Below are 12,992 nucleotides of genomic sequence, written 5' to 3'. Positions count from 1 at the left end.
TTCAGGCAGGAACCCCATGATGGACGCCTTCGAACTTCCCCGCACCCTGGTCCAGTCCCTTCAACGCCGCGCCGCGCAGACCCCGGACCAGGTCGCCCTGCGCTTCCTTGCCGAGTCCGCCGAGCACAGCGTGGTGCTCAGTTACCGCGACCTCGACCTGCGCGCGCGCACCATCGCCGCCGCCCTGCAAGCCAGCGCCGCACAGGGTGATCGTGCAGTGTTGCTGTTCCCCAGCGGGCCGGACTATGTGGCGGCGTTCTTCGGCTGCCTGTACGCCGGGGTGATCGCGGTGCCGGCTTACCCGCCGGAGTCCACCCGGCGTCATCACCAGGAGCGCCTGCTATCGATCATCAGCGATGCCGAACCGCGCCTGCTGCTGACCATCGCCAGCCTCGCCGAGGGCCTGGCGCAGATTGAAAACGCGCCGCCGATACTGAGCGTCGATACCTTGCCGGGCACTGGCGACTGGACTGCCCCCGAGCTGCAGCCCGACGACATCGCTTTTCTGCAATACACCTCCGGCTCCACCGCGCTGCCCAAGGGCGTGCAGGTCAGCCACGGCAACCTGGTGGCCAACGAAGTGCTGATCCGCCGTGGCTTTGGCATCGACCTGAACCCGCGCGACGTGATCGTCAGCTGGCTGCCGCTGTACCACGACATGGGCCTGATCGGCGGCCTGCTGCAACCAATCTTCAGCGGTGTGCCCTGCGTGCTGATGTCGCCGGCCTACTTCCTCGGCCGGCCGTTGCGCTGGCTGGAAGCGATCAGCGAATACGGCGGCACCATCAGCGGCGGTCCGGATTTCGCCTACCGCCTGTGCAGCGAACGGGTCAGCGAGTCCGCGCTGGAGCGCCTCGACCTGAGCCGGTGGCGCGTGGCCTATTCCGGTTCCGAACCGATCCGCCTCGATACCCTGGAACGCTTCGCCGGGAAATTCGCCGCCTGCGGATTCAGCGCCAACAACTTCTTCGCCTCCTACGGCCTGGCCGAAGCGACCCTGTTTGTCGCCGGTGGCCGTCGTGGCCAGGGCATCCCGGCGCTGCGCGTGGACGACCAGGCGCTGGCTGCCAACCGTGCCGAACCGGGGCAGGGCAGTGCGATCATGAGCTGCGGCACTGGTCAGCCTGACCACGCCGTGCTGATCGCCGACCCGCATACCCTGAGCGAACTGGCGGACAACCACGTCGGCGAACTCTGGGCCAGCGGCCCGAGCATCGCCCACGGCTACTGGCGCAACCCTCAAGCCACCGCCAACACTTTCGTGCAGCACGCTGGCCGCACCTGGCTGCGCACCGGTGACCTGGCGTTCATCCGCGACGGCGAGGTGTACATCACCGGTCGTCTGAAGGACCTGCTGATCGTGCGCGGCCACAACCTGTATCCCCAGGACATCGAACAGACCATCGAGCGCGAAGTGGAAGTGGTGCGCAAGGGCCGGGTCGCCGCGTTTGCGGTAAACGACCAGGGCCTTGAAGGTATCGGCATCGCCGCCGAGATCAGCCGCAGCGTGCAGAAGATTCTGCCGCCCGAAGCGCTGATCAAAGCCATTCGCCAAGCCGTGGCCGAGGCGTATCAACAGGCGCCGAGCGTGGTGGTGCTGCTCAATCCGGGTGCGCTGCCCAAGACCTCCAGCGGCAAGGTGCAGCGCGCCGCCTGTGCGCTTCGTCACGCCGATGGCAGCCTCGACAGCTACGCGCAGTTCCCCGGCCTGCACGCGCAGGCCGGTGATGCGGTGCTGCAATCCGACCTGCAACACCAGATCGCCGCGATCTGGTGCGAGCAACTGCAGGTCAACGAGGTCGCTGCCGACGATCACTTCTTCCTGCTCGGCGGCAACTCCATCACCGCCACCCAGGTGGTCGCGCGGCTGCGTGAAAGCCTGGGGTTGGAGCTGAACCTGCGCCTGTTGTTCGAAGCGCCCACCCTGCAGGCGTTTGCCGCCAGCGTCGCGCGCTTGCAGAAGGACGGCGGCGTCGCCGAAGGCGCGATTCAGGCCCTGTCGCGTGAGGCCGAACTGCCGCAATCCCTGGCGCAGAACCGCCTGTGGATCACCTGGCAGTTGGAGCCCGACTGCAGCGCCTACACCATTCCCGGCGCACTGCGTTTGCGCGGCGAGCTGGATGAAGATGCTGTGCGCGCAAGCTTCCAGTACCTGGTGCAGCGCCACGAAGCACTGCGCACGCGCTTCTACGAGCGCGACGGCCAGGCCTTCCAGCGCATCGAGGCGAGCAGGCCGTTCGAGCTGCACGTCATCGACCTCAGCGATCTGCCCGCTACTGAGCGTGACACTCGTGCGCAGCAGATCCGCGAGGACCAGGCGCATACCCGGTTCGATCTCGAAAAGGGCCCGCTGCTGGGGGTGACCCTGGTGCGTCTCAACGATGAAGAGCACCACTTGCTGGTGACCCTGCACCACATCATCGCCGACGGTTGGTCGCTGAATATCCTTATCGATGAATTCTCGCGCCTGTACGCCGCCGCCTCCCAGGGCCAGCCTCTGGAACTGCCGCCGCTGACCCTGCAGTACGCCGATTACGGCAGTTGGCAGCGCCAATGGTTGGCCGAAGGCGCAGGCCCGCGGCAACTGGCGTACTGGAAGGCTCGACTTGGTGATGAGCATCCGGCCCTGAGCCTGACCACCGACCACCCACGCTCGGCCCATCACCGCCACAGCGCCTCGCGCCACAGCGTGCGCCTGAGCGCCGCCCTCAGCGACGCGGTGCGCAAAGCGGCCCAGGCCCATGAGTCGACGCCGTTCATGCTGTTGCTCGCCGCGTTCCAGACTTTGCTCCATCGCTACAGCGGCCAGCGCGATATCCGCATCGGCGTGCCCAACGCCAACCGCCCGCGCCAGGAAACCCAGGGGCTGGTCGGCTTCTTCATCAACACGCTGGTGCTGCGTGCCGAGTTGGACGGGCGCCTGCCATTCAATGAGCTGCTGGCGGCGACCCGCCAGGCCGCCCTCGGCGCTCAGGCCCATCAGGACCTGCCCTTCGAGCAATTGCTGGAAGCCTTCCCCCAGGCCCGCGAACAGGGCCTGTTCCAGGTCATGTTCAACCACCAGCAACGTGACCTCGGTGCGTTGCGCCGCCTGCCCGGCATGCTCGCCGATGAGCTGCCATGGCACAGCCGCGAAGCCAAGTTCGATCTGCAACTGCACAGTGAAGAAGACCGCAATGGGCGCCTGAGCCTGGCGTTCGACTACGCTGATGAGCTGTTCGATGGCGCAACCATCCAGCGCCTCGCCGAACACTACATCACGTTGCTGGAAGCTGCCTGCACGCAGCCGCAACAGGCAATCGGCGATTTGCCACTGATGCGCCACGACGAACAGCGCCAATGGAGCGCCGCGCCCTGTGCGCCTGCCACCCAGTGGCTGCCCGAGTTGCTCAATCAGCACACCTCGCACGCTACCGCGCTGGTCTGGGAGCACGGCAGCCTGAGCTTTGCCCAACTGCACACCCAGGCCAACCGCCTGGCCCATTACCTGCGCGACAAAGGCGTCGGCCCGGACGTGTGCGTGGCCATCGCCGCCGAGCGCTCGCCGCAGCTGCTGGTCGGCCTGCTGGCGATCATCAAGGCTGGCGGCGCCTACGTGCCACTCGACCCGGATTACCCGGCCGAGCGCCTGGCCTACATGCTCAAGGACAGCGGCGTGCACCTGCTGCTCACCCAGACCTCGCTGTTGGCGCAATTGCCCAGCGCCGAAGGGGTGTGCGTCATCGCCATGGACAGCCTGCACCTGGACAACTGGCCAACCCAGCCGCCCGGCCTGCACCTGTACGGCGACAATCTCGCCTACGTGATCTACACCTCTGGCTCCACCGGCCAGCCCAAGGGCGTGGGCAATACCCATGCGGCCCTGGCCGAGCGCCTGCAGTGGATGCAGGCCACCTATCAGCTCGACGCCACTGACGTGCTGATGCAAAAGGCGCCGATCAGTTTCGACGTGTCGGTGTGGGAATGCTTCTGGCCATTGATCACGGGGTGCCGTCTGCTGCTGGCCGGGCCCGGCGAGCATCGCGACCCTCATCGCATCGCGCAATTGGTGCAGGCACATGGGGTGACCACGCTGCACTTCGTGCCGCCACTGTTGCAGTTGTTTATCGACGAACCGCTGGCGGCCGAGTGCACCAGCCTGCGTCGCCTGTTCTCGGGCGGCGAAGCCTTGCCCGTCGAGTTGCGCAACCGCGTGCTGGCGCAGTTGCCGGCGGTGCAGTTGCACAACCGCTATGGCCCGACGGAAACCGCGATCAACGTCACCCACTGGCATTGCGCGCTGGCCGATGGCGAGCGTTCGCCGATTGGCCGGCCGTTGGGCAACGTGATCTGCCGCGTGCTGGACGCGCAACTCAACCCGCTGCCGGCCGGTGTGCCGGGCGAACTGTGCATCGGCGGCAGCGGCCTGGCCCGGGGTTACCTGGGCCGTGCCGGGCTGACCGCCGAACGCTTTGTCGCCGACCCGCTGGGCGATTCGGGCACGCGCCTGTACCGCACCGGTGACCGCGCGCGCTGGAGCAGTGACGGCGTGCTCGAATACCTCGGCCGTCTGGATCAGCAAGTGAAGCTGCGCGGGTTTCGCGTGGAGCCGGAAGAAATTGAAGCGCGCCTGCTCGCCCAGGCCGGTGTCGCCCAGGCCGTGGTGCTGGTGCGCGATGCGCAGTTGATCGGCTACTACACCGGCCATGCCGAGCTGGACGCTCATACGCTGAAAACCGCCCTGGCCGCCGAGCTGCCGGAGTACATGGTGCCCGCGGTACTGATGCGCCTGGACGCAATGCCCCTGAGCCCCAGCGGCAAACTCGACCGCCGCGCATTGCCGGAGCCGGTGTGGCACACCCGCGAACACGTCGAGCCGCAATCTCCACTGCAGCAGCAAATCGCCGCGATCTGGCGCGACGTGCTTGGCCTGCCGCGCATCGGCCTGCACGACGACTTTTTCGCCCTCGGCGGCCACTCGTTGCTGGCCACGCAAATCATCTCGCGCACCCGCCAGGCCTGCGACGTCGAACTGCCATTGCGCACCCTGTTCGACGCCAGCGAGCTGGGCGCGTTTGTAGCCCAAGTCGCGCGGATCCATGACGCCGGCCAGCGCAATCAGCAAACCGCCATCGCCAGGGTCGACCGCAGCCAGAAGGTGCCGCTGTCCTACTCCCAGCAGCGCATGTGGTTCCTCTGGCAAATGGAGCCCGACAGCCCGGCCTACAATGTCGGCGGCATGGCGCGCCTGCGCGGCGTGCTGGATGTGGGACGGTTCGAGGCGGCGTTGCAGGCCTTGATCATGCGCCACGAAACCCTGCGCACCACGTTCCCGAGCGTCGATGGCGTGGCGTACCAGCGGGTCGCGGCGCAAACCGGCTTGCGCATGGACTGGCAGGATGTCTCTGCGCTGAACGAAACCGAGCGCCAGCAACGAATCCAGCAACTGGCCGATCACGAAGCCCACACCCCCTTCAATCTGGAAACCGGGCCGTTGCTGCGCGCGTGTCTGGTCAAGGCCGCCGAGCAGGAACACTACCTGGTGCTGACCCTGCACCACATCGTCACCGAAGGCTGGGCCATGGACATCTTTGCCCGTGAACTGAGCGCCCTGTACGAAGCCTTTATCGACGAGCGCGACTCGCCGCTGGCGCCGCTGCCCGTGCAATACCTGGACTACAGCGTGTGGCAACGCCAGTGGATGGAAGCCGGCGAGCGGCAGCGCCAGCTCGATTACTGGACCGCGCAACTCGGGCATGAGCATCCGTTGCTGGAGCTGCCCGGCGACCGTCCACGGCCGTCCGTGCAAAGCCATCGTGGCGAGCTGTATCGCTTTGATCTGAGCGATGATCTGGCGGCGCGCGTGCGTGCGTTCAACGCCGAACGCGGCCTCACGCTGTTCATGACCATGACCGCGACACTGGCCGTGTTGCTTTACCGCTACAGCGGCCAGACCGACCTGCGCATCGGCGCGCCGGTGGCCAACCGCATTCGCCCGGAAAGCGAAGGGCTGATCGGCGCGTTCCTCAACACCCAGGTGCTGCGCTGCCGGCTCAACGGGCAGATGAGCGTCGGCGAGCTGTTCGAGCAGGTGCGCCATACGGTGATCGAGGGCCAGTCCCACCAGGACCTGCCGTTCGACCACCTGGTTGAAGCCCTGCAACCGCCGCGCAGCGCGGCGTACAACCCGCTGTTCCAAGTGATGTGCAACGTGCAGCGCTGGGAATTCCAGCAAAGCCGCCAGTTGGCCGGCATGAGCGTCGAGTACCTGGCCAACGATGCGCGCGCCACCAAGTTCGACCTCAATCTGGAAGTCACCGACCTCGACCATCGCCTGGGTTGCTGCCTGACCTACAGCACCGACCTGTTCGATGAACCACGCATTGCACGCATGGCCGCGCATTGGCGCAACCTGCTCGAAGCGCTGATCGTCGATCCGCAGCAGCGCCTCAGCGAATTGCCGTTGCTCACCGCAGTAGAGCAGCGTGCATTGCAGGACAGCCTCGGCGTTGAAGCCGGCGAGCACCGTCTCGACCAGTGCCTCCAGCAGCTGTTCAGCCAGCAGGTGCGTCAGCGTGCCGACGCACCAGCGCTGACCTTTGCCGGTGAAACCCTGACCTACGCAGAACTCGATGCGCGCGCCAATCGCTTGGCCTGGGTACTGCGCGAGCGCGGCGTGGGCCCGCAGGTGCGAGTGGGCCTGGCGTTGCCGCGCTCACTGGAAATGGTCATCGGCTTGCTGGCGATCCTCAAGGCCGGCGGCGCTTACGTGCCGCTGGACCCGGAGTATCCGCTGGACCGTCTGCACTACATGATCGAAGACAGCGGCATCGGCCTGTTGCTCAGCGATGCGCCGATGTTCGAAGCCCTTGGCCCATTGCCGGCGAGCGTGGCCTGCTGGTGCCTGGAAGATGACCTGTCGGCGCTGGCGAACTACGCGGCCGATGAGCTGCCGTTTATCAGCCTGGCGCAACACCAGGCGTACCTGATCTACACCTCGGGCTCCACTGGCAAACCCAAGGGCGTGGTGGTGTCCCACGGTGAAATCGCCATGCATTGCCAGGCGGTGATCGAGCGTTTCGGCATGCGCCCGGACGACTGCGAGCTGCATTTTTATTCGATCAACTTCGATGCCGCCACCGAGCGTTTGCTGGTGCCGCTGCTCAGCGGCGCGCAGGTGGTATTGCGCGCCCAGGGGCAGTGGGATGCCGAGGAAATCTGCGCGCTGATCCGTACCCATCGCATCAGTATTCTCGGCTTTACCCCCAGCTACGGCAGCCAGTTGGCGCAATGGCTGGCCACACAGCAGCAGACGTTGCCGGTGCGCATGTGCATCACCGGTGGCGAAGCGCTGACCGGTGAACACCTGCAGCGTATTCGCGCCGCGTTCCAGCCGCAGGTGTTTTTCAATGCCTATGGCCCGACCGAAACCGTGGTGATGCCGCTCGCCAGCCTGGCGCCGGAGCAACTGGAGGAGGGTGCTGCCAGCGTACCGATCGGCAGCCTCATCGGCGCGCGCGTCGCCTATATTCTCGACGCCGACCTGGCCCTGGTGCCGCAAGGCGCAACCGGCGAGCTGTACGTCGGCGGTGCCGGTCTGGCCCAGGGGTATCACCAACGGCCGGGCATGACGGCGGAGCGTTTTGTCGCTGACCCGTTTGCCCGCGAGGGCGGTCGCCTTTACCGCACCGGCGACCTGGTGCGCCAGCGTGCCGACGGGCTGGTCGAGTACCTGGGCCGCATCGACCATCAGGTAAAGATTCGTGGCTTTCGCATCGAGTTGGGCGAGATCGAAACCCGCCTGCTCGAACACCCGGCCGTGCGTGAAGCGGTGGTGCTGGCGCTGGATGCGCCGAGCGGCAAACAACTGGTCGCTTATTTGGTCAGCAATGCGGAGCACGGCGCGTTGCGCGATGCGCTGAAGGCGCACCTCAAGGCGCAGTTACCGGACTACATGGTGCCTGCGCACCTGATTGTGCTCGACAGCATGCCGCTCACCGCCAACGGCAAACTCGACCGCCGCGCCTTGCCGCAGCCCGATCCCGAAGCGAATCGCCAACAGTACGTGGCGCCCCGCACCGCACTGGAAAGCACCCTGGCCGCCATCTGGTGTGCGGTGTTGAACGTGCAACAGGTTGGCCTCGACGATAACTTCTTTGAACTGGGCGGCGATTCGATCCTGTCGATCCAGGTGGTCAGCCGCGCGCGTCAGGCTGGAATTCACTTCAGCCCGCGCGACCTGTTCCAGCACCAGACCGTGCACACCCTGGCCGCCGTCGCCACGCGCGCCGAGCAGGTAGTGGCCGAGCAAGGGGTGCTCACGGGCGCCTCGGCGCTCACGCCAATCCAGCACTGGTTCTTCGACACTGACATCCCTGCGCGTGAGCACTGGAACCAGGCGTTGCTGCTCAAGCCGCTGCAACTGCTCGACCCTCATCGCCTGGAGCAGGCGTTGCTGGCGGTCCTGGAACATCACGATGCACTGCGCCTGAGCTTCACCCGGCGCGATGCGCAGTGGCACGCCGAACACCTGGGCGTGCCGCACGGTGGCGTGCTGATGCAGGCGCAGGTGCAGGACATGGCGCAATGCGCCGCACTGTTCACCGAAACTCAGCGCAGCCTCGATCTGCAGCACGGTCCGCTGTTGCGTGCGTTGTTGGTCGACGGTCCCGAGGGGCAGCAACGGCTGCTGATCGCGATCCATCACCTGGTGGTGGATGGCGTGTCGTGGCGCGTGTTGCTCGAAGACCTGCAGAACGTTTATCGCCAACTGAGCGAAGACCGCTCCGTCAGCCTGCCGGCCAAGACCAGCGCGCTGCGCGAGTGGGCGGCACGCTTGCAGGCGTATGCCCATAGCGAATCCCTGCGTGAAGAGTTGAGCCTGTGGCAACGTCAGTTGGCCGGGCCTGCCTCGCTGTTGCCGGTGGCACGGCCACAGGGCGCGTTGCGCAACCGCGATGCCGAGACGGTCAGCGTGCGCCTGGATGCCGAGCGCACCCGCCAGTTGTTGCAGCGGGCGCCGAGCGCTTACCGCACTCAGGTCAACGATCTGCTGCTGACCGCCCTGGCGCGGGTGGTGTGCCGCTGGAGCGGTCACGACTCGGCCGTGATCCAACTGGAAGGCCACGGCCGCGAAGCACTGTTCGATGACATCGACCTGACCCGCAGCGTCGGCTGGTTCACCAGCGCCTATCCGGTGCGCCTGACACCGGCAGCTGCGCAGGGCGATTCGATCAAGGCGATCAAGGAGCAACTGCGCGGCGTGCCACATAAAGGCCTGGGCTACGGCGTACTGCGTTACCTGGCCGACGACCTGTGCCAACAGACCCTGGCGGCGCTGCCGGATGCGCCCATTACCTTCAACTACCTCGGCCAGTTCGACCAGAGCTTTGGCAGCGACGCGCTGTTCCATCCGCTGGATGAGTCGGCCGGCCTGGCGCACGACCCGGACGCGCCGCTGCCCAATGAGCTGAGCGTCGACAGCCAGGTGTACGGCGGCGAACTGGTGCTGCGCTGGACCTTCAGCCGCGAACGCCATGAGCCGCAGACCATTCGCGCGCTGGCCGATGGGTATCTGGCCGAGCTGCAAGGCCTGATCGCTCATTGCCTGGAAGACGAAGCTTTTGGCCTCACGCCGTCCGACTTCCCCCTGGCGCACCTGAGCCAGGGGCAGCTCGACAGCCTGCCGGTGGCGGCGAACCGGATTGAGGACGTCTACCCGCTGACGCCGATGCAGGAAGGCCTGCTGCTGCACACCCTGCTCGAACCGGGCACCGGCCTGTATTACATGCAGGACCGCTACCGCATCAACAGCGTGCTCGACCCCGAGCGTTTCGCCCAGGCCTGGCAAGCGGTGATCGCACGCCACGAGGCCCTGCGTGCGTCGTTTTGCTGGAACGTCGGCGAAGACATGCTGCAAGTGATCCACAAACCCGGCGACACGCCGATTGAGTACCTGGACTGGAGCGGCGACCGCGAAGATGAGCACGAGCCGCGCCTGCAAGCGTTGCTCAAGCAGGAGCGTGAAGCCGGGTTCGATCTGCTCAACGAGGCGCCGTTCCACCTGCGCCTGATCCGTGTGGGCCAAGCGCGCTACTGGTTCATGATGAGCAACCACCACATCCTCATCGATGCCTGGTGCCGTTCGCTGCTGATGAACGACTTCTTCGAGATCTACCTCGCCCTGGGCGAAGGCCGCGCAGCGCAACTGACCACGCCGCCACGTTACCGTGACTACATCGCCTGGCTGCAACGCCAGGACCTCAACGAAGCGCGCCAGTGGTGGCAGCGCAACCTGCAGGGTTTCGAGCGCACCACGCCGATCCCCAGCGACCGGCCGTTTCTGCGCGAGCATGCAGGCCACAGCGGCGGCATGCTGGTGGGCGACTGTTACACCCGGCTGGATGCCCGTGACGGCGCGCAACTGCGCGAACTGGCCCAGGCCCATCAACTGACCGTCAATACCTTTGCCCAGGCGGCGTGGGCCCTGGTATTGCGGCGTTTGAGCGGCGAACGTGACGTGCTGTTCGGCGTCACCGTGGCGGGGCGCCCGGTGGACATGCCCGAGATGCAACGCACCGTTGGCCTGTTCATCAACAGCATCGCGCTGCGGGTGAAGCTGCCCGAGGACGACCAGCCCTGCAGCGTGCGCCAGTGGTTGAGCGACCTGCTCGACAGCAACATGCAACTGCGCGAGTACGAATACCTGCCGTTGGTGACGATTCAGGAACACAGCGAGCTGCCCAAGGGCCAGCCGCTGTTCGACAGCCTGTTCGTGTTCGAAAACGCTCCGGTGGACACCTCGGTGCTGGACCGCGCACAGAGCCTGAACGCCACCTCGGATTCCGGCCGCACCCACACCAATTTCCCGCTGACGGCGGTGTGCTATCCGGGCGATGACCTCGGTTTGCACCTGTCCTACGACCAGCGTTACTTCGATGAAACCACCGTGCAAGGCATGCTCGGTGAGTTCAAACGCCTGCTGCTGGCGCTGATGCAGGGCTTTCACGGCGACATGACCGACTTGCCGCTGATCGGCGAGCAGGAGCGTGCCTTCCTGGTGGAGGGCTGTAACCAGAGCGCACAGGATTACCCGCTGGTGCGCAGCTATGTTGAGCTGTTCGAAGAACAGGTGGCGCAGCATCCGCAGCGCATTGCCGCCAGTTGCCTGGACCAGCGATGGACCTATGAGGAACTGAACCGCCGCAGCAACGGCCTGGGCCATGCGTTGATCAGCGCGGGTGTCGGCGTGGATCAACCGGTGGCGTTGCTGGCCGAGCGCAACCTCGACTTGCTGGGCATGATCATCGGCAGCTTCAAGGCCGGTGCCGGTTACCTGCCGCTGGACCCGGGCCTGCCTGCTCAGCGGCTGAGCCGCATCATTGCGCTGAGCCGCACGCCGTTGCTGGTGTGCAGTGAAGCGTGTCGCGAACAGGCCGTCGAGTTGCTTGAAGGCACCGATTGCCAGTTGCTGGTATGGGAAGAGGTGCCGGCCCGTGGTGAAAATCCGGGCGTTTACAGTGCGCCGGATAACCTCGCCTACGTGATCTACACCTCGGGCTCTACCGGTCAGCCAAAAGGCGTGATGGTTGAACAGCGTGGCATGCTCAATAACCAGTTGAGCAAGGTGCCGTACCTGGACCTGTCGCCGGCGGATGTCATCGCGCAGACCGCTTCGCAAAGCTTTGATATTTCCGTGTGGCAATTTCTCGCGGCGCCGCTGTTCGGCGCGCGGGTGGATATTGTGCCGAATGCCATCGCCCATGATCCCCTGGGCTTGCTCGAACATGTGCAGGCCCAAGGCATTACCGTGCTGGAAAGCGTGCCGTCGCTGATCCAGGGCATGCTGGCCCAGGAGCGCGTCAGCCTGGACGGGCTGCGCTGGATGCTGCCGACGGGTGAAGCGATGCCGCCGGAGCTGGCGCATCAATGGCTGCAACGCTATCCGCAGATTGGCCTGGTGAATGCCTACGGCCCGGCTGAATGCTCGGACGACGTGGCGTTCTTCCGCGTCGACCTGGCCTCGACACGCGGCACGTACCTGCCGATTGGCACACCGACCGACAACAACCGTTTGTACCTGTTGGACGGTGCGCTGGATCTGGTGCCGCAAGGCGCCGTGGGCGAGTTGTGCGTGGCCGGCACCGGCGTGGGCCGCGGCTATGTCAGCGATCCGGTGCGCACCGCCCAGGCGTTTGTGCCCAACCCGTTCGGCGCGGCGGGCGAGCGTCTCTATCGCACCGGCGACCTTGCCCGGCGCCGCAGCGATGGCGTGCTGAAGTACGTGGGGCGTATCGACCATCAGGTGAAGATTCGCGGTTACCGCATCGAGCTGGGTGAAATCGAAGCGCGTCTGCACGAACAACCCGAAGTGCGCGACGCGGCGGTGGGCGTGCAGGAGGGCGTCAACGGCAAACACCTGGTGGGCTACCTGGTGCCTGCCGACGCGGCGCTTGACCCCGGCGAACGCCTGGATCGCATCAAGCAACGCCTGCGCGCTGAACTGCCGGAATACATGGTGCCGCTGCACTGGCTATGGCTTGACCGCCTGCCGCTGAACGCCAACGGCAAACTTGACCGCAACGCGCTGCCGGCCCTGGAGATCGGCCAGTTGCACAGCCAGCACTACCTGGCGCCGCGCACTGCGCTGGAAGAAACATTGGCCGCCATCTGGGCCGAAGTGCTCAAGGTTGAGCGGGTAGGGGTGCAGGACAACTTCTTCGAACTGGGCGGCCACTCGTTGCTCGCCACCCAGATCGCCTCGCGGGTGCAGAAAACCCTGCAACGGGATGTGCCGCTGCGGGCGATGTTCGAGTGCAGCACGGTGGCGGAGTTGGCCGAGTATATCGAGGGGTTGGCGGGCAATGAGATCAGCGTGGAGAAGGTGGACCGGTTGAGTGATTTGATGGCCGAACTGGAGGGGCTTTGACGGGGCGGCTTCGCCAGCCGCTGGCCTGAAGTACCTGTCAACTTTGACAGTAGACAGCTTCTGGCGCTCAGGCAGTAAATAGACC

The 12,992-nt window shown here is 65.7% G+C and carries 1 protein-coding gene; it reads left to right on the top strand.

From position 1 onward, the window contains the following. The first annotated feature begins 16 nt into the window (after nt 1-16). Nucleotides 17-12,907 (top strand): non-ribosomal peptide synthetase, encoded by a 12,891-nt coding sequence (locus tag VRB54_RS16350; protein ID WP_338478010.1) that lies wholly within the window; start codon nt 17-19, stop codon nt 12,905-12,907. Nucleotides 12,908-12,992 lie beyond the last annotated feature (85 nt).

This window comes from Pseudomonas trivialis (assembly GCF_036864995.1).
Taxonomy (GTDB): domain Bacteria; phylum Pseudomonadota; class Gammaproteobacteria; order Pseudomonadales; family Pseudomonadaceae; genus Aquipseudomonas; species Aquipseudomonas trivialis.
Note: the sequence above shows the minus strand (reverse complement) of the source record. Positions and strands in the feature narration are given on the sequence as shown.